We start from the raw sequence: 19,018 nt of genomic DNA on the forward strand, positions 1-19,018 counted from the left end.
ACGTCGAGCCGCTGGCGCCAAGCCCGATTGAGGGCGTGGGTGGTGTTTTCCCGGTTCAGCAATGAGCGCCGCCGATGAGTCGGTCATGCGCTGAGTTCAAGGTTTTGGGAGTTCTGAATATGACAACGTTGAAAAAACAAGGGCGCCCTGCGCGCCGGATGGCTTTGCTGCCGGCACTGCTTGCCGCCGTGCTTTTGTCGGCCTGTGGTCGCATGACCGTCGATCAGTTGGTGGAATCGGCCGACGGCTATGTCAAGAAGGGCGACACCAAGGCCGCCATGATCCAGCTGAAGGAGGCGCTCAGCCAGGATCCCAACGTGGCGCGCGCGCGATTCATGCTCGGCTCCGTGTTGCTTGAGATCGGCGAAGCGGCTTCTGCCGTTGTCGAGCTGCGCAAGGCGCAGCAGTTGAACTATCCGCAGGACGAGTTGGTGGCGCCGTTGGCCCGGGCGCTGGTGGCTGCTGGGCAGCACAAGGTCGTGGTGGACGAGTTCGCCGCATTGAGTCCCTCGCAGGCAGCCACATTTGCCGACCTGAAGACATCCATCGCCACGGCGCAAGCCTCGCTCGGCAAGGCCGGCGAGGCCCGCGCTGCGCTTGCGCAGGCGCTAGCCAAAGTGCCCGACTACCCGAAGGCGTTGATGCTGCAGGCCAGGCTGGCCGGCTACGAGGGTCGCACGGATGAGGCACTGGCACTGGCGGACAGGGTGCTGGCGCTGACGCCGAATGACGCCTCCGCCTGGTTCCAGAAGGGTGAGTTGTTGATGCTGGGGCGGCGGGATTCATCCAAGGCGCAGGCCGCTTTCCAGAAGGCGCTGGAGATCCAACCCTCGCACGTGTCGGCACGGGCTGCGAGCGTGGAGCTGCTGATTGCACGCAAGGAGATGAAGGAGGCTGAGCAGCAGCTGAGCGAACTGAAGAAGGCGTCGGGCAACCGGGTGTTGATCAGTTACCTGGAAGCCCAGCTGGCATTTGCCGGCGGCGACCTCAAGAAAGCTGCTGCCGCGTCCGAGTTGGCGCTCAAAGGCGCGCCAGAGGAGGTGAGCGTGTTGCAGCTGGCGGGCAACGTGCAACTGGCCACCGGTGCCCTGTTGCAGGCGGAGCGTACCCTCAGCAAAGCGCTCAGCATCCGGCCGGCCCAGCCGGGCTTGCGCACGACGCTGGCCCAGACCTATCTGCGCATGGGTGAACCGGCCAAGGCCCTGTCGACGCTGCAGCCTTTGCTGGTCAGTGGCAGCGCTGGCGCTCTCGTGCATGGGCTGGCGGGTGAGGCCGAGTTGCTGCAGGGGCATCTCGAGGCGTCGCGCGCGCAGTTTGAGCGGGCCGTCAAGCTGAACCCGAACGACACCGCCAGTCTGACCAAGCTGGCACTGGCCAGGCAGGGAACTGCTGGCTATGCGGCAACCAAGGCATCACTGCGCAAGATAGCCGCCGAGGACAGGGTCGCGACCAGTGCCGATCTGGCCCTGATCAGCCTGCTGCTGGCCAATCAAGAACTGCCGGAGGCGTTGAAGGCCATCGATTCCATCGAAGCCAAGTTGCCAAAGAACCCCTTACCCCACAACCTGCGCGCCAAGGTTCAAGTGCAGGTGGGTGATATCGCCAGTGCCCGCGCGAGTCTCGACAAGGCTTTGGCCATCGACCCCACCTTTTTCCCTGCCGTTGCCAGTCATGCCGCGCTAGACCTGCGCCAGCAGAATCTCGTGGCGGCCAAGGGCCGTTTCGAAGCCTTACTCAAGGCCAAGCCCAAGCACGTGGAGGCCTTGCTGGCCCTGGCCAAGCTCAGTCAGGCCGAGGGTGCTTCGCCGGCCGTGATCACGGATCTGTTGGCGCAGGCGATTCGCGGCAATCCGACGGAACCGGCGCCACGCTTGCAGCTGATTGAACTGCAACTTGGCGCCAAGGACATCAAGGCCGCTCAGGCGACAGCCCGAGAGGCCATCAGTGCGCTGCCGGACGAGCCCGATCTGCTGGATGCGCTCGGACGTTCCGAAGCGGCCGCCGGCGAGATCGAGCAAGCCCTGGCCGCATTCAACAAGCTGGTGACGCTGGAGCCCAAGTCAGTCCGCCCCTTCATGAGGTTGGCTGGTGTGCAGGTGGCGGCCGGCAAGGCGGCCGCTGCCGAGCAGAGCCTGAAGAAGGCGTTGTCGCTGGACGCGACACATTTGCCGGCTCAGCAGGCGCTGGTGAAGGTTGCGCTTGCCAAGGGTCGGGCGGACGAAGCGATTGCCATGGCTCGGGAGGTGCAAAAACAGCGTCCGAGCGAAACCACCGGCCTCGATCTCGAAGCTGAAATTCACCTGGCAAAAGGCAAGTCCGCCGAAGCGGTCGACGTGTACCGCAAGGCGCTCAAGACGCGTCCGGCCAGCATCCTGGCGGTCAAGCTGCACATGGCGCTGCGCGGTGCCAAGCGCGACAGCGAGGCCGCGCAGTGGGCGGAAGATTGGATCAAGGCTCAACCCCGCGATGCCGGATTCCCGGCCTATCTGGGCGACGTCGCCCTGCGCCAGCAACAGTTTGACGTTGCCGAGCGTCAGTTCCGTCGAGTGGTGGAGCTGTTGCCCGAGAACAGCGATGCGCTGAACAACATTGCCTATGCGATGGCAAGGCAGGGCAAGTCGGGCGGCATGGCGTTTGTCGAACGCGCCTTGAAGTTGCGCCCCGACAGCCCGGGCTATCTGGACACTCAGGCTGCGGTGTTGGCCGCCGACAAGCAACTGGTGCGCGCGCTGGAGGTTCAGCGGCGTGCGGTGACCCTGGATGGGGACAACGGCATCCTGCGCCTGAACCTGGCCAAGCTCTTGATCGAAGCCGGCGACAAGGCTGCAGCCAAGAAGGAGCTGACTCCCCTCAAGGACATGGGTGTGCGTTTTGCTGCTCATGCCGAAGTTGCCCGACTGTGGGCTGCGCTCTGACGGGTGTCGGAATTCTTTTCAGTGGCCGAAATGAGCGCAACATGCTTGTGGAAAAATCTAACCGGGACAGTGACTTGCGTCGTCTGGCACGGTGTGTGCTTTTAAAGGGTGTCACTGAGGCAAATCGGCCTCGGTTTAGCCAAGGGTCGGAATCATGATCAAGCATTCGAAAGTCAAGACGATCGCCGCAGTCGCCAGCGCCTGCGCCGCTCTGTTCGCCGCAGCGCCTGCCAGCGCTTATGTCTACGCTGTTTCCAAGCTGGAAATCAAAGATCTGGATATCGGCATCGTCCCGGCTGGCGCAGCCAACACGGCTATCAACGACGTCGGTGCGGCTTCGAACTACACGTTCAACCTCACGAACACGGCGTCCTTCACGCCCATCGGTGGCGTGACTGCCACTGACAGTGGTGGTGGTTCTTGCACGGGCCAGGTTTTGCCGAGCCCGAGCACTCTTTGCAACAACAGCGGCGGTCCGATTTTGGGCGCCAAGGTTGCAAACGCACCTGGCCTGCTTTCGCTGCGTGCTGAAGACAACTTTGCCATCCTGGGTTCGAACAACACGCAGAGCTACAGCAATGCGGACTCGGAAATCACGACCGCCAAGTTGGTGAATTTGGACGGCACCAAGACCAACACAGTTCAGATTGCTGAGTCGCTGCTGAACGTGAACGGCACGGCCAAGGCCAACACAGAGGTTAAGTCGACGACTACGCTGCTGACGTCGATCTTTACCACCAGCGATACCGACTTGTATGTCTCCTTCGAGGCGCTGCTGACCCTCAAGGGCAACATCGCCGAAAGTTCGGGCGGGGTCTACACGTCTTCTGCCGGTTCCAATGTGACGTTCACGCTTTCCAACAACATCACCGGCGACGAGTGGACCTGGAACCCATCGGGCAACACGGCCACAAACAACTGCGTGGATCAAGACGACGTTGTGGCTGCGAATTGCACGGAATTGAATGACGGCGGCAACCTGAACGTGACCCGCTCGCGGTCGTTCAACCCGTCTGGTTACGACGCATCGTTCGATAGCTTCAAGAGTTTTGGCCTGAAGATTGCCAATCTGGCTGCCGGCAGCTACTCGCTCTCGCTTCAGGCAACGACTACGACGTCCGTGGATCGCTTGCATGTGCCTGAACCGGGCTCCTTGGCCCTGGCTGGTTTGGCACTTCTGGGTTTGGGTGCTGTGAGCCGTCGCTCGCGCAAGCAGTGATTGGTTGAACAGGCCAGCTCTTGGCTGGCCTGTTCGCCAGTGCGCACTCGATGTGCACATTGCCAAAAAGAGACAAAAGGGAGCGCATGCATGCGCTCCCTTTTGCTTTGGCTCTTTGCGCCCTGCTTCGTGGCGGGGCAGACGTCCACAGTCATTGCTAGGAACGGTGCGGGGTGGCGGAACGTTTTGGGCTGACCGGTCCAGCCAAGGTGGCTGGCCAGGTACGAATTGGCCACGCCGTGGAAGCGGGGCATCCAGCCTTTGATCCTGGCGTGATACGCGTTGGCGTTCTGAATGTGCCAAGCGCCCTGGGCGCCAACAGCTGGCACGCTCAAGCCGACAGGCTCGCCGCTGGTGGCGATGCTCTGACGCAGCCCCCTCCCCCCTGACTGGGGGTGTCGGCAGCGTTGACACTGCCTGGGCTGGAGTCCGCAGTGGACGCTGCAAGTCCATGATTTATATGAAGAAAAAGCCAGGCCTGAATCGTGCTTACTGCTGACTGCAGCGCCGCGCAAGGGTCGTTGCGCCCTGAAATTTCCGAACGCAGGTCCTCCATGACGCGCTTTAACCGCCTTTTCGCCGCCGCCAGCCTCGCCCTTGGCCTCGCTAGCTCGGCGCTCGCCGCCCCCGTGCTGATGCACGACTACACCCTGAACGGCACGCTGGCCGATGCCCTGGGTGGCCCCAGCCTCGTGGCGATCAATGCCGGCGGCACCGATGGCACGATCGGCGCCACCGGCTTCAGCTTCCCGAAGAACTCCGGCCTGCAATTGACCAATGGCAGCTTCAATGCGGCCAACTACTCGATCGAGATGGCATTCAGCTTCGACGAGATCGGCAGCTGGCGCCGGATCATCGACTTCAAGGAGCGCAGCACCGACACCGGCCTGTACAACCTGAGCGGCGCCATCGCCTTCTACCCGTACACCACCGGCAGCGGCCTGTTCGCTCCGGGGCAGATGGTGAACATCATCATCACGCGCGACGACGCCACCGACATGTTCAATGTCTATGCAAACGGTGCTTCGGTACTCAGCCTGCTCGACACGGCCGGCGATGCGGTGTTCAGTACGGCGAATGAGACCGTCAATTTCTTCCGTGACGACCTTCCAGTGCCCAACGAGGCCTCGGCGGGCTTTGTCGACCGCATCCGCTTCTTCGACGGCGTCCTCTCCGCCACCGAAGCCCGCTGCCTGCAGACCGCCGATCCGGCCGCCTGCGGCGTGGCCAGCGGCGGCACCGTGCCGGAGCCGGCCAGCTTGGGCCTCGTGGGCCTCGCACTGCTGGGCCTGGGCGCCGCCCGCCGCCGCCGCGCCTGAGCCCGCCACGCCTGGGTGGCAAGGTCACTCAGATCCTGGGAAGCCCCGCCAAGACGGGGCTTTTTCATGGCCGGCGAACACTGCGTCGTGCGGCGAAAGCCAGGCTCACTTCGCCAGGTCGACCAGGCCGGCCCTCGCCAGCGCGTCGCGATGCTTCTACTTCGCGGCATCGAGGATGCAGGCGCTGTTCAGCGCAGATCGTCGCTTTGATGTGTAGCTTTCGGCGCTTGAATCTTCGACTCGTGACCCGGTGACTGATTCAGGTCCCCGAGTGTGAGTCCGACTTGAAGACGCGGAGTACAGCAATCGCTGCATACCGGCCGACTTGCCGGCCAGTCGAAATTGGGCAATCGGGCGCAAGCGTGACCTCGACCACCCGGACAGGCCGCAGACCCGAATCGCAACGCTTCGGGCATCGCCTGGCGCCTCAACATGTCGTCGCGTGCCTCGTCCCCGCGCCGGCCTGCCGGCCCGCGCAAGGACTGGCGAGCACTACCGCCCGCCCAGCACGCGCAGCAGCGTGACGCGGTTGGCCTGCTCGGTCTGGCGCAGCGTCACCAGCGCTTGCTGGGCTGTGGCGAGCGTGCGTTGCGCGTCCAGCAGGTCCAGCTGGCTGCTGCCGCCCAGGCGGTAGCTCTGCTCGGCCAGGCGCAGTGCCAGCTCTGCTGCTGCCACCTGGGCCTGCTGGGCCTGCAGCCGTTCGGCCAGGCTGTCGCGCACGGCGAGCGCATCGGCCACCTCGCGGAAGGCCGATTGCAGCGCCGCCTCGTAGCTGGCCAGCGCCTGGCGGCGGCTGGCCTCGTTGGCGTCGACCTGCGCGGCGCGCGCGCCACCGTCGAACAGCGGCAGGTCCAGCTGCGGCACCAGGCTCCAGAAGCCGGTGCCGCTCTGGAACAGGCCGTCCAGCTCCGGCGAGCGGGTGCCGGCGCTGGCCGTCAGCGTGAGCCGCGGGAAGCGTGCCGCGCGGGCCGCGCCCACGTCGAAGGCGGCAGCCTGCAGCGCCTGCTCGGCGGCTCGCAGGTCGGGGCGCTGCAGCAGCACATCGGCCGGCAAGCCCGGCGGCAGGGCGGGTAGGGCGGTCACGGGGGCCAGGTCCTGCGCGGCCGGCAGCAGGCTATCGGGCAGCGGCTGGCCGGCCAGCAGTTCCAGCTGCAGCCGGGCCTGCGCGACGGCGGTCTGCGCGCGCGCGGCCTCGCCGCGTGCTGCTTCGTGGGCGGTCTGCGCGCGCGCCAGCTCCAGCCCCGAGGCGGCACCGAGCTGGTGGCGCTGCGTGGTCAGCGCCAGCGTGCGCTGCTGGCTGTCGCGCAGTTGCCGGGCTAACGTCAGGCGTTGCTGCTCGGCGGCCAGCGTCAGCCAGGCGTTGCTGGCCTCGGCGACGAGGCTGAGCCGCGCGCTGCGCTGCGTTTCCTGCTGGGCTAGGTAGCGGGCCATGGCCGCGCCTTCAAGGCTGCCCAGGTGGTTGAAGAAGTCGATCTCGTAGCTGGCCAGGCCCAGGTTGACAGCGTAGCTGCTGGTGGTGCTGCCACCGGCAGCCTGCGCGCGCGTTGCCGAGGCACTGGCGTTGGCGTCGGGGATGCGGTCGGCCTGCGTGATGCGGTACTGCGCCCGCACGCGCTCCACGGCGGCCGCGCTGGCCCGCAAGCTGCGGTTCTGCGCCAGCGCGATGCCGACGACCTGGCGCAGCCGCGCGTCGGTGAAGAAGGCGTCCCATTCATGCGCCGCGTCGGCGGCGGTGGCGGGTGAGGGCGTGGCGGCGGCGCGGAAGTCCTCGCGCAGCGGCGGCGTGGGCTTGTCGGTGGCCGGCACGAGGCTGGCGCAGCCGCCTAGCAGCAGGGCGGCGGTCAGCGCGGTCAGGGTCAGATGTTGCTTGTTCATGCCTGGCCTCCCGCCTGCGCGGCTGCCGATGGTTGGCGCACGAAGCGCTGCCGCACCCACAGGTAGAACAGCGGCACGAAGAAGATGCCCAGCACTGTGGCGCTGGCCATGCCGCCGAGCACGCCGATGCCGATAGCACGCTGCGAGCCGGAGCCGGCGCCGCTGCTGTAGGCCAGCGGCAGCACGCCCATCATGAAGGCCAGCGAGGTCATGAGGATGGGGCGCAGGCGCTGGCGGCTGGCCTTCAGCGTGGCGTCGATCAGGCTCATGCCCTGCTGCATCAGCGTCTGCGCGAACTCCACGATGAGGATGGCGTTCTTGGCGCTCAGGCCCACGGTGGTCAGCAGCCCGACCTGGAAGAACACGTCGTTGTTCTGCCCGCCGAGGTGGCTGGCGATCAGCGCGCCGAAGATGCCCAGCGGCACCACCAGCATCACGCTGAACGGCACCGACCAGCTCTCGTACAGCGCGGCCAGGCACAGGAAGATGAACAGCACCGACACCGCGTACAGCAGCGGCGCCTGGTCGCCCGACAGCCGCTCCTGGTAGGACCGGCCCGACCACTCGTAGCCGATGCCCGGCGGCAGTTCGCGCAGCACCTCTTCCATGGCCTTCATGGCGGCACCGGAGCTGACGCCCGGAGGCACGTCGGCCTGCATCTCGTAGGCCGAGCTGCCGTTGTAGCGCACCAGCTGGCGCGGGCCGTTGGTCCACTTGGTGGTGGCGAAGGCGGCGAAGGACACCATCTGCCCGGCGGTGTTGCGCACGTACCAGTGCTTGATGGCGTCAGGGTCGGCGCGGAATGCCGCGTCGCCCTGCACCAGCACGCGCTTGACGCGGCCGCGGTCGATGAAGTCGTTCACGTAGGCCCCGCCCAGCGCGATGGACATGGTGTCGTTGATGACGCTGGGCTGCACGCCCAGCACGCCGGCCTTGTGGTCGTCGATGCTGATCTGCAGCTGCGGCGTCTCGGTCAGGCTGTTGGTGCGGGCTCGGCTGAGCTCGGGGTGCTGGTTGGCCAGCTCGATGAGTTGCTCGCGCGCCTCGATGAGCTTGTCCTGCCCCAGGCCGCCCAGGTCCTGCAGGAAGAGCTGGATGCCGGCGCTGCCGCCCAGGCCGCGCACGGTGGGCGGCATGACGATGAAGATGCTGGCGTCGCGCACGCGCCGGCCCAGCTCGCGCGTGAAGCGCTCGGCCAGCGCGGCCGCGCCCTCCTCAGCGCGCGGGCGGTCCTTCCAGTCCTTCAGGCGGATGAAGCCCTGGCCCGAGCCCTGGTCGCCACCGGCGCCGCGCACGACGTTGTAGAACAGCACGACGTCCTGCTCGGCTAGGTAGGCCTCCAGCTGCTGCATCACCACTTCCAGCCGCTCGTTGGTGGCGCCGGGCGCCATGCGCACTTGGATCTGCAGGCCGCCCTGGTCCTCGTCCGGCAGGAATGAGGTCGGCAGGCTCTTGTACATCCAGGCCATGCCGGCGATGACGGCCAGGTAGACGGCGAAGCTGCGCACGCCGCGGCGCGTCAGCCAGGAGACGCCGCGCACATAGCGTTCGGTGAAGGCGTCGAAGCGGCGGTTGAAGCCGCCGAAGAACCAGTCCAGCGGCTTGCCCAGCGGGCCGGTGTGGGCCGCATGCTCACCCTTGCCGACCGGCTTGAGCACGGTGGCGCACAGCGCGGGCGACAGCGTCATCGCCACCAGCACCGACAGCACCATCGCGCTGACCACGGTGATGGAGAACTGGCGGTAGATGATGCCGGTGGACCCGCCGAAGAAGGCCATGGGGATGAACACCGCCGACAGCACGACGGCGATGCCCACCAGCGCGCCGGTGATCTCCTTCATGCTCTGGCGCGTGGCCTCCTTGGGCGACAGGCCTTCCTCGCGCATCAGGCGCTCGACGTTCTCGACGACAACGATGGCGTCGTCCACCAGCAGGCCGATGGCCAGCACCAGGCCGAACATGGTCAGCGAGTTGATGGAGAAGCCGGCCACCGCCAGCACGCCGAAGGTGCCCAGCAGCACCACGGGCACGGCGATCGCAGGGATTAGCGTGGCGCGCAGGTTCTGCATGAACAGATACATGATGGCCACGACGAGGATGATGGCCTCGATCAGCGTCTGCACCACGCCCTCGATGGACACGCGGATGAAGGGCGTTGTGTCGTAGGTGACCGTGGCCTTGTAGCCGGGCGGGAAGAAGGGCTCCAGTTCCTTGAGCTTGGCCTTCACCGCGTCGCCCGTGGCCAGCGCATTGGCGCCGCTAGCTGGGAAGATGGCCAGGCCGGCGGCTGGCCGGCCGCTGGAGCGCACATTGGTGGTGTAGCTGTCGCGGCCGAGTTCCACGCGAGCCACATCGCCCAGGCGCAGCGCCGAGCCGTCGGCCTGCACGCGCAGCACGATGGCCTTGAACTCCTCGGCCGTCGTGAGCTTGGAGCGGGCCGTGATGATGGCGGTGAGCCGCTGGCCCTCGGGCGCCGGCAGCGCGCCCACCTGTCCTGCCGAGACCTCGGTGTTCTGCTGCTGCAGCGCGGTGCGGATGTCACCGGGCACGAGGTTGTAGCGCTGCAGTTTGAGCGGGTCCAGCCAGACGCGCATCGCGTAGCCGGAGCCGAACACGTTGACGTCGCCTACGCCCTCCACGCGGCTGATCACGTCCACCAGCGTGGCGTTCAGGTAGTCGCCCAGGTCGCTGGAGCTGGTGCTGGGGTCGTCGCTGGTGAGCATGGCGATCATCAGGAAGTCGGTGCCCGACTTCGTGACGCGCACGCCCTGTGCCTGCACCGCTTGCGGCAGCCGGCTGATGATGGACTGCACCTTGTTCTGCACCTGCACCTGGGCGGTGTCGGGATTGGTGCCGGCCACGAAGGTCAGCGTCGTGCTGGCGCTTCCGGTGGCGCTGCTGGTGGACTCGATGGACAGCAGGCCGTCAATGCCCTTGAGGCTCTGCTCGACGATCTGCGTGACCGAGTCCTCGATGGCCTTGGCCGATGCGCCGGGGTAGCTGGTGTTGATGGACACGCGCGTGGGCGCGATGTCTGGGTAGCGCTCCAGCGCCAGTTTGTGGATGGCACCGGCGCCGGCCAGCATGATGACGATGGCGATGACCCACGCAAAGATGGGCCGGTCGATGAAGAAGGATGCCATGGTTCAGTGCCGCCCGGCCGCCCGAAGGCACTGAGCGCCCCCTCGGGGGGCAGCGAGCGTGAGCGAGAGTGGGGGTTGAGTCATGTCAGCTGCCCTTGGCCTGGGACGCCGGGGCCGAGGCGGCACCGGCGGGCTTGTCGCCCTTCTTCTTCGGGGCGGAGCCGGCCGGCACCGGCGTGACCGGCTGGTTGGGCCGGGCGCGCTGCAAGCCCTCGACGATGAGCTTGTCGCCCACCTTCAGGCCGTCGGTTACCAGCCACTGGTTGCCGACGGCGCGTTCCAGCTTCAGCCGGCGGCGCTCCACCTTGTTGCCTTCGCCGACCACCAGCGCCGTCGCGTCGCCGGTGGGCGAGCGGCTCACGCCCTGCTGGGGCACGAGGATGACGCCCTGGTCCACGCCAGCCAGCAGCCGGGCCGTGACGACCATGCCCGGCAGCAGCTGGCCCTTGGGGTTGGGCACGCTGGCTCGTAGCGTGACGGCGCCGGTGCCGCGGTCCACGCTCACGCCGCTGACCGTCAGCTGGCCCGGCAGCGGGTAAGTGCTGCCGTCCTCCAGCTGCAGCCGGATCTGGCTGTTCCCGCTCTTGCCTTCCAGCTGGCGGCGCAGCGCCAGCAGCTCGGCGCTGCTCTGCACGATGTCCACCTGCATGGGGTCGAGCTGCTGCACCGTGGTCAGCGCGGTGGTCTGGTTGGCGGTGACCAGCGCCCCGGCCGTGACGGCCGAGATGTCGACTCGGCCGCCGATGGGCGCGGTGATGCGAGCGCGGGCGAGTTGCACCTTGGCGGCGTCCAGCGCGGCGCGCGCGACGGCCACGTCGGCCTCGGCCTGGCGCAGCGCGGCGGCGCTGTCGTCGGCGGTCTGGCGGCTGATGGCGTCGGCCTTCAGCAGCTCGGCATCGCGGCCGGCCTTGGTGCGGGCGGCGGCCAGCTGGGCCTCGGTCTTCTGCAGCGCGGCGGCGGTGCGGGCTCGCTCGGCCTCGAAGCTGGCGTCGTCCAGCTGGTACAGCGGCTGGCCAGCGCGGACCGTGGCGCCTTCGGTGAACAAGCGCTTGGTCACGACCCCGGTGACCTGCGGCCGGATCTCGGCCACCTGGCTGGCGCTGAGTCGGCCGGGCAGGGCCAGCTCCAGCGGCGCGTCGGCGGTGCTGACGCTGACCACGCCCACCTCGGGCGCGCCGCCCTTGGGTTTGGCGGCCTGATCGGCGTCGGACTTCTGGCAGCCCGCGAGCAGCAGCAGCGAGGCCGCGACGGCGCCCAGGGCGAAGGGATGAAGAGGCAGGTTCTTGCGCATGGGGGCAGATGCTGCCCGCAGAATGTGGAGAGAGCTTGAAGGGCCTGCGCCGCACTGCGCCATGCATTGCCCGCGTCGCCGCTCTCGCGCACCATGCCGTTCGTCATGTTCCATCTGCCCCGCCTCAGCCTCGCCGCCAAGCTGTTCGCCGCCGTGTTCGCCACCGCGATGGCGGTGGCGCTGGCCATGGGCGTCTCGGCTCAGATCAACCTGAACCGCGACTTCCTTGGCTACCTGAACGAGCAGGCCGTGAACCGGCTGGAGCTGGCGCGGGTGTCGGTGGCCGCGGGCTACGTGGAGAACGGCAACAGCTGGGATTTCCTGCGCGAGCAGCCGTCGCAGTGGGGCTGGCTGCTGCGTCCGCGCCTGCCCGAGGCCGAGGCGCCGGCCGTCAAGACCAGCCCGGCCGATCTGACCGGCGCCACGCGCCGCTTCACGCTGTTCGACGCAGACCGCCAGCGCATCGCCGGCTTCCCGCTGCCGTCCAGCAACGCCATCGAGCGCGCCATCGTCGTCGACGGCCTGACCGTGGGCTGGCTGGTGCTGACGCCGTTCGAGTCGGTCAGCTCCGGCGCCGAGAAGCGCTTTGCCGACGCGCAGGCGCTGGTGGCCTGGGGTGTGGGCGGCGGCGCGGTGCTGCTGGCAGCGGCTGTGGCCTTCTGGGCCTCGCGGCGGCTGCTGCAGCCAGTGCGCCGCGTGGCCGCGGCCACGCACCGCCTGGCCGCGGGGGACTACACCACCCGCGTGGCCGAGGGCCGCCGCAACGACGAGATCGGCCAGCTGGGCCGCGACTTCAACCAACTTGCCCACACGCTGCAACGCAATGAGGCCATGCGGCGGGAGTTCATGGCCGATGTTTCGCACGAGCTGCGCACGCCGTTGGGCGTGCTGCACGGCGAGCTGGAGGCGCTGGAGGACGGCGTGCGCCGCCTGGACGGCGCCGCGCTGCGGGCGCTCAAGGGCGAGGTGTCCACACTGCACAAGCTGGTGGACGACCTGTACGAGCTGTCGCTGGCCGACGTCGGCGCGCTGGCCTACCGCAAGGCCGACCTGGACCTGCGTGAGCTCATCGCCGGCACGGCTGGCGCCTTCGGCGAGCGCATCCAGGGCAGCGGCCTGACGCTGCAGCTGGCGCTGCCCGAGCAACCGCTGCCCGCCTTCGGCGACGAGCGCCGGCTGCGCCAGCTGTTCAACAACCTGCTGGAGAACAGCTGCCGCTACACCGACGCCGGCGGCGCGCTGCGCATCAGCGCGCGGCGCGAGGGTGGGCATGCTGTCATCGACGTGCAGGACAGCGCGCCCGGCGTGCTGCCCGAGCAACTGCCGCGGCTGTTCGAGCGATTCTTCCGCACCGAGGCTTCGCGCAACCGCCGCAGCGGCGGGGCCGGGCTGGGGCTGTCGATCTGCCAGCGCATCGTTGAGGCGCACGAGGGCCGCATCGAGGCGCGTACCTCGCCGCTGGGCGGGCTGTGGCTGCGCGTGGAGCTGCCCAGCCATGGGTGAAACCAAGCCCCTCGTCTGGGCATGTGTCGCTGAACGCGCGCCTGGCCGGTCTGGGACCACGCCGAGGCGTGCGCCGCAGCGTTTCGGCAGACACATTGAGCCCACTGGGCTCAATGTGTCCGGCCTCAGCCCCCAGGGGGGCGGCGATGCTTTTCGTATCTACCGGCAAGCCCATCGCCTGTCGGGCGGGCTTGGGGCGGCCCGGCGCTCGGCCCGCAGGCGTTGGGAATGAGCATGGGTGCCGACACGCAGTTGCCACTGGACACCGGCCCGGCGCGCGTGCTGGTCGTGGAGGACGAGCCGCGCCTGGCCGCGCTGCTGGCCGACTACCTGCGCGCCGCCGGCCATGAGCCCGAGTGCGTGGCCGATGGCCGCGACGTGCTGCCGGCGTGGACGGCCCGCCGACACGATCTCATCCTGCTGGATCTCATGCTGCCGGGCCTGGACGGGCTCAGCGTGTGCCGCGAAATCCGTGCGCGCAGCAGCGTGCCCATCCTGATGCTGACTGCGCGCGCCGACGAGGCCGACAGGCTGCTGGGCCTGGAGCTGGGGGCCGATGACTACATCGCCAAGAACCCCTTCAGCCCGCGCGAGGTGATGGCGCGCGTGAAGGCCGTGCTGCGGCGCAGCCGCGCTGGAACCGCATCGCCCGTGGCCGCGCTCGAGGCAGCGTCGCCGCTGCAGGTTGACGACGCCGGCTGGCGCGCCAGCTGGCAGGGCCAGGCGCTGGACCTCACGCCCATCGAGTTCCGCCTGCTGCGCACGCTGGCCGGGCAGCCGGGGCGCGTCTACGCGCGCGCGCAGTTGCTGGAGCTGTTGCACGACGACGGCCGCGCCGTCACCGAGCGGGCCGTGGACAGCCATGTGAAGAACCTGCGCCGCAAGCTGGAGCAGGCCGGCGCGGGCGCCGACCGCATCCGCGCGATCTACGGCGTGGGTTACCGCTTCGACGCTTGAACGCACCGTGCGGCGTATTGATATATTTGATATGAAAATGTGCTGCTGGCGGGAGGTCTGCCGGCCCGGCGCCCGAGATCCCGCGCGCTCGCCCTGGTGAGGCAAGCATGGGCTCGTGCCTGATTGGCTGGATGTCGCCGCTTTTCCGGGAACTTTCCCGGTTTTGCCAGCGCTTTCTTGTCGCGCGCTCGCTGGCTTTAATCGATATAAATGATAATTTCTCCGATGCAACCACGGCGGCAAGCGCGGCAATGAAGAAAATCCTGATCGTCGATGACCATGCGGACATCCGCAGGCTGATCCGCATGACGCTGGAGTTCGAGGACTACGCCATCGAGGAAGCCGCGGACGGCGAGAGCGCGCTGCGGGTGGCGCAGGCCATGCAGCCGGACCTGGTGCTGCTGGACGTGATGATGCCGGGGCCGGTGAACGGCCTGGAGGTCTGCCGGCGCTTGCGGGCGGGCGCCACGGCCAGCGGGCCGCGCGTGATCATGCTGAGCGCGCGCGGGCATGCCAGCGACCGCGAGGCCGGGTTGCAGGCGGGGGCCGACACCTACCTGGTCAAGCCCTTCAGCCCGCTGCAGCTGATCAACGGCATCGCCCAGCTCTGGGCCGCGGCGTGACGGGCAGGGGCAGCCCGGTCGCGGACCGTCCTGCGGAGGCGACGCACAGCTTCGACGCGGCCGCTGCGGCGCAGATGGAGCGCATCGTCTTGGACCTGCGCCAGATGTACCACGAGCGCAACGAGGCCCTGCGCGAGGTCACGCGGGCCCACCAGGAGGTGCTGCTGAAGCTGGCCCGGGCCGCAGACTTCCGCGACGACGACACCGGTGTGCACATGGCGCGCATCGGCTACCTGGCCGAGGCGCTGGCGCTGGCGCTGGGCCAGCCGGCCGCGTGGGCACGCATGCTGCGCTGCGCTGCGCCCATGCACGACGTGGGCAAGATCGGCATTCCTGATGCCATCCTGAAGAAGCCCGGCGGCTACACGCCCGAGGAGCGCCAGGTGATGAACCAGCACCCGCAGATGGGCGCTGACATCCTGGGCCGCTCGCGCGTGCCGCTGTTCCAGCTGGCTGCCGAGGTGGCGCTGACGCATCATGAGCGCTGGGACGGCTCGGGCTATCCCGGCGGGCTGGCCGGCCAGGCCATCCCGCTGTCGGGCCGCATCGTCTCGGTGGTGGATTTCTTCGACGCGCTGACCATGGACCGCTGCTACCGCAAGGCCTTCGCCGACGAGGTGGCACTGGGCATGCTGGCCGAGCAGCGCGGCGTGGCCTTCGATCCTTGGGTGGTCGACACCTTCGTCGCCCAGGCCGCCAGCCTCATTGAATTGCGCGAACGCATCAACCGGCAGACACCCAGCTTCGAGCAGCTGGCCGCTGTGGACTGAACAAGGAAGGGGAAGACGCATGGCGATGACGCTGTTTGGCCGGCTTGCCGGCATGGCCCTGGCGGCCTGTCTGGGCGTGGCCGCGGCCAGCGCCGGGGCGCAGACGCTGGAGCGCGTGCGCGCACGCGGCAAGCTGCAGGTGTGCATCTGGCCCGACTACTACGGCATCACCTTCCGCAGCCCGCGCACGCAGCAGCTCACGGGCATCGACATCGACCTCTCCGCCGAGCTGGCGCGGGAGCTGGGCGTGGCCGTGGAGTACGTGGACTCCTCCTTCCCGCAGCTTGTGGCCGATGTGAATGGCGGGCGCTGCGACGTCGCGATGTTCGCCGTGGGCATGTTGCCCAGCCGCAAGGAGGCACTGGATTTCACGCAGCCCTACCTGCAGAGCGACATCTACGGGGTGACGACGCGCGCCAACCTCGGCGTGCGGCAGTGGAGCGACATCGACCAGCCCGGCGTCGTCGTCGCCGTGCAGGCCGGCACCTTCATGGAGCCGGTCATGCGTGACGCGCTCAAGCAGGCCCGCCTGGTGGTGGTGCGCCCGCCCGCCACGCGCGAGCAGGAGCTGGAAGCGGGGCGGGTGGACGTGTTCATGACCGACTACCCCTACAGCCGGCGGCTGCTGGACAACGCCGACTGGGCCCGCCTGGTGGCGCCGGCCAAGCCCTTCCACGTGCTGCCCTACGGCTATGCCGTCAAGCGCGGCGACGCCCGCTGGCTGGCCCGGCTCGACGAGTTCGTTGCGGGCATCAAGCGCGACGGCCGCCTGCTCGCTGCAGCCCGCCGCCACGGCCTGGCCGACATCGTCGTGCCGCGCTGAGGCATGGGCCGGAACAGCCAGCAGGGGGGCACGGGCGCGGAGCGCCCGACGCTGGGCCGCGCGCAGTTCCTGGCCAAGGCGCTGGCCGCGCTGGTGGCGGTGGGCGTGCTCGCTGCACTGGCCGGCCTGGCCGAGTTCGAACGCCGCGAGACGCTGGAGAACGCCCAGGCCCGCGCCGAGCTCATCAGCCGCACGCTGGAGGAGCATGTCACCCGCACCATCGGCTCGGCCTCGCTGGTGCTGCAGACGCTGGGCGAGGCCATCGCCCGCCAGCCCTCCGCCGAGCCGGCCCGGCTGCAATCGCTGATGAGCCAGACGCTGCTGGCCAGCCTGCCCTACCTGCGCGGTGCGGCGGTGCTGGACGAGCAGGGCGTCGTGCTCGCCAGCTCCATCCCCGAGGAACGCGGCCTGCGCATCGACCTGGCCCGGCTGGGCAGCGCGCCGCGCGAACACCACGACATGTTGCTGCCGCTGCTGCATGGGCGCAGCCTGGCCGACCTGGCCGACCTGGCCGTCGGCGCGGCCGCGCGCCCGCCCGCCGGCGTGGACATGCTGCCGCTGCTGCGCATGCTGCGCGGCCCGGGCGGCCAGAAGCTGCTGCTGGTAGCGCTGATCAACCCGGGCGTGCTCGCCAACTTCCAGCAGGTGGCGCTGTCGGGGGACGACGGCGTGGCGGCCCTGGCCGGCTTCGACGGCCAGCTGATCGCCGCCAACGACCGGCTGCCGGTGGCGCCCGGGCGCCGCATCGAGGGCCACCCCATCTTCGACAGCTGGCTGCCCGCGCGCGAGCATGGCCAGTACATCGGCAAGGGCCTGCGCGCCGGCCCGCAGGTGGTGGCGTTCCGCGCCTCGCGCACGCGGCCGCTGGTGGTCACGGTGGAGTTGGCGGTCGTGACCGCGCTGCAGACCTGGTACGAGCGGGTGCGATGGCTGGCCGCGGCCGGCGTGCTGGTGCTGCTGGCCATTGCCGGCGGCGCGATGACGCTGCTGCGGGCCATGAACTCACGTGAACGCGCGCGGAGCGCGCTGGACGGGGCCCACGAGCAGGTGGCGCTGCGCGAGCGCGAACTGAGCGTGCTGCTCAAGAGCGTGCAGGAGGTCATCTTCCGCACCGATGCGGGCGGCGCCATCACCTTCGTCAATGCGCGCTGGGCCGCCATCAGCGACGAGCCGCTGGAGCAGGCCCGGGGCCGGTACCTGCACGATCTCGTCATCGCTGCCGACCGGGCGCGCACGGCCGCGCTGTTCCGCGCAGACGACCGCTCGGGCGTGCGCCAGGCGCAGGTCTGCATTCCCGCCGCCGATGCGCGGCCGCGCCATTTCCTGCTCGCGGCGGTGCCTCTTTTCAAGAACGGGCAGGTCGTCGGCTTTGCCGGCAGCGCGGTCGACGTCAGCGAGCGCGTGGCGGCCGAGCAGCAGCTGCAGCACCAGCTGGCGTTCACCGGGCTGCTGCAGGAGATCAGCCCGCTGCCGGTGTCCATGTTCGACGCCGCAGGCCGCTACGTCATGGTGAACCAGGCCTGGGAGGAGTTCGTCGGCCGCACGCGCGCGCAGGTGGTGGGCACGCCGGTGGGCCATTTCCTGCCTCCCGAGGCCGCGTCCCTGCATGCCGACCAGGACGCCGAGCTGATGGCGCGCGGTGGCCGGCTGCGCTACGAGACGCGCGTGCAGCATCGCAACGGCTCCCTGCGCGACATGGTGGTCACCAAGGTGCTGGTGCCCGGCGAGGACGGCCAGCCCGCCGGCATCCTGTGCACCTTGATGGACGTCAGCGAGTTCCGCGACGCCGAGCGCGCCACGCGCGAGGCCCGCGATGCCGCCGAGGAAGCCTCGCGCTCCAAGTCCGAGTTCGTCGCCAACATCAGCCACGAGCTGCGCACGCCACTGCAGGCCATCCTCGGCTTCTCGGAGCTGGGCTACACGCGTGGCCTGGACAACCCGCGCCTGGCCGGCATGTTCAACGACATCCACAACTCCGGGCAGCGCATGCTGGCCCTGGTGAACGACCTGCTGGACGTCTCCAAGATCGAGAGCGCCGTCGGCACCTTCGACCTGGAGCGCTGCGACCTGCGCACACTCGTGAACGCCGTACTGCGCGAGCTGGCACCGCTGGTGGGCAAGCGCCGGCTGCGCCTGTCGGTGGCGCTGCCCGAGCAGTCGCTGCGCGTCAAGGTCGATCCGCTGCGCATGCAGCAGGCCATCCGCAACGTCGTGGCCAATGCCATCAAGTTCTCGCCCGAGGGCGGGCAACTGGAAGTGCAGGCGGGCGAGGCGGCCGACGGCGAGGTCTGGCTCAGCGTGGCCGATCGCGGCCCGGGCATCCCGCCGGCCGAGATCGAGACCATCTTCGATGCCTTCGTGCAGTCCAGCAAAACCAAGGATGGCTCCGGCGGCACGGGCCTGGGGCTGGCCATCTGCCGCAAGATCATCGACGTGCACGGCGGCCGCATCTCCGCCGACAACCGGGCCGACGGCGGGGCGGTGTTCCGCATCCAGCTGCCGCAGCGCCCGTCGGGCGATTCGCAGCTGGACTCCACCTTCTGAGCACCCCGGCCCTCCGGACCCCGGCGCGGTGTTCGC

At 68.7% G+C, this 19,018-nt stretch carries 12 protein-coding genes and 1 pseudogene; 9 read left to right on the forward strand and 4 right to left on the reverse strand.

Going from position 1 to position 19,018, the window contains the following annotated elements; all coding sequences use genetic code 11:
* The first annotated feature begins 119 nt into the window (after window positions 1–119).
* Together prsT and ACG0Z3_RS10765 are read left to right on the forward strand one after the other, a co-directional pair.
* Window positions 120–2,915, forward strand: coding sequence for an XrtA/PEP-CTERM system TPR-repeat protein PrsT (gene prsT / locus ACG0Z3_RS10760; protein WP_394397484.1), 2,796 nt, complete (start codon window positions 120–122; stop codon window positions 2,913–2,915).
* A 154-nt stretch (window positions 2,916–3,069) separates the two neighbouring features.
* A complete protein-coding gene (locus tag ACG0Z3_RS10765; protein WP_394397485.1) occupies window positions 3,070–4,134 on the forward strand; it encodes an EDSAP-1 family PEP-CTERM protein in 1,065 nt (354 codons plus the stop codon).
* 200 nt (window positions 4,135–4,334) lie between these two features.
* Here ACG0Z3_RS10765 and ACG0Z3_RS10770 read toward each other — a convergent pair.
* A pseudogene (locus ACG0Z3_RS10770) lies at window positions 4,335–4,445 on the reverse strand (IS1595-like element ISPels1 family transposase); the annotation flags it as partial.
* Between the two features lie 243 nt (window positions 4,446–4,688).
* Between ACG0Z3_RS10770 and ACG0Z3_RS10775 the strand changes: the two are divergent.
* Window positions 4,689–5,453, forward strand: coding sequence for a LamG-like jellyroll fold domain-containing protein (locus tag ACG0Z3_RS10775; protein WP_394397486.1), 765 nt, complete (start codon window positions 4,689–4,691; stop codon window positions 5,451–5,453).
* Window positions 5,454–5,945: 492 nt separating this feature from the next.
* On the opposite strand, the gene ACG0Z3_RS10780 is transcribed toward ACG0Z3_RS10775, so the two are convergent.
* The 3 genes from ACG0Z3_RS10780 to ACG0Z3_RS10790 form a co-directional block, all read right to left on the reverse strand.
* On the reverse strand, window positions 5,946–7,328 hold the full coding sequence (locus tag ACG0Z3_RS10780; RefSeq protein WP_394397487.1) for an efflux transporter outer membrane subunit: 1,383 nt from the start codon (window positions 7,326–7,328) through the stop codon (window positions 5,946–5,948).
* Window positions 7,325–10,471, reverse strand: coding sequence for an efflux RND transporter permease subunit (locus tag ACG0Z3_RS10785; protein ID WP_394397488.1), 3,147 nt, complete (start codon window positions 10,469–10,471; stop codon window positions 7,325–7,327). Before ACG0Z3_RS10785 ends, ACG0Z3_RS10780 begins: the two co-directional genes overlap by 4 nt.
* 85 nt (window positions 10,472–10,556) lie before the next feature.
* Window positions 10,557–11,762, reverse strand: a complete 1,206-nt coding sequence (locus tag ACG0Z3_RS10790; protein WP_394397489.1) for an efflux RND transporter periplasmic adaptor subunit — start codon at window positions 11,760–11,762, stop codon at window positions 10,557–10,559.
* A 105-nt stretch (window positions 11,763–11,867) separates the two neighbouring features.
* On the opposite strand from ACG0Z3_RS10790, the gene ACG0Z3_RS10795 reads away from it, so the two are divergent.
* The 6 genes from ACG0Z3_RS10795 to ACG0Z3_RS10820 all read left to right on the forward strand — a co-directional run bounded on the left by ACG0Z3_RS10795 (window position 11,868) and on the right by ACG0Z3_RS10820 (window position 18,982).
* Complete coding sequence (locus tag ACG0Z3_RS10795; RefSeq protein ID WP_394397490.1) at window positions 11,868–13,265, forward strand: ATP-binding protein; 1,398 nt, start codon at window positions 11,868–11,870, stop codon at window positions 13,263–13,265.
* A gap of 228 nt (window positions 13,266–13,493) precedes the next feature.
* Window positions 13,494–14,222: a response regulator gene (locus ACG0Z3_RS10800; protein ID WP_394397491.1), complete on the forward strand. Its 729-nt coding sequence runs from the start codon at window positions 13,494–13,496 to the stop codon at window positions 14,220–14,222.
* A gap of 251 nt (window positions 14,223–14,473) precedes the next feature.
* Window positions 14,474–14,845 (forward strand): response regulator transcription factor, encoded by a 372-nt coding sequence (locus tag ACG0Z3_RS10805; protein WP_394397511.1) that lies wholly within the window; start codon window positions 14,474–14,476, stop codon window positions 14,843–14,845.
* Between the two features lie 74 nt (window positions 14,846–14,919).
* On the forward strand, window positions 14,920–15,615 hold the full coding sequence (locus ACG0Z3_RS10810) for an HD-GYP domain-containing protein (RefSeq protein WP_394397512.1): 696 nt from the start codon (window positions 14,920–14,922) through the stop codon (window positions 15,613–15,615).
* Between the two features lie 19 nt (window positions 15,616–15,634).
* The gene (locus tag ACG0Z3_RS10815; protein ID WP_394397492.1) at window positions 15,635–16,438 is read left to right on the forward strand and encodes an ABC transporter substrate-binding protein; all 804 of its coding nucleotides are present in this window, start codon (window positions 15,635–15,637) and stop codon (window positions 16,436–16,438) included.
* Between the two features lie 3 nt (window positions 16,439–16,441).
* The gene (locus ACG0Z3_RS10820) at window positions 16,442–18,982 is read left to right on the forward strand and encodes an ATP-binding protein (protein WP_394397493.1); all 2,541 of its coding nucleotides are present in this window, start codon (window positions 16,442–16,444) and stop codon (window positions 18,980–18,982) included.
* The last annotated feature ends 36 nt before the right edge of the window (window positions 18,983–19,018 follow it).

The organism is Pelomonas margarita (assembly GCF_043555875.1).
GTDB lineage: Bacteria > Pseudomonadota > Gammaproteobacteria > Burkholderiales > Burkholderiaceae_C > Pelomonas > Pelomonas margarita.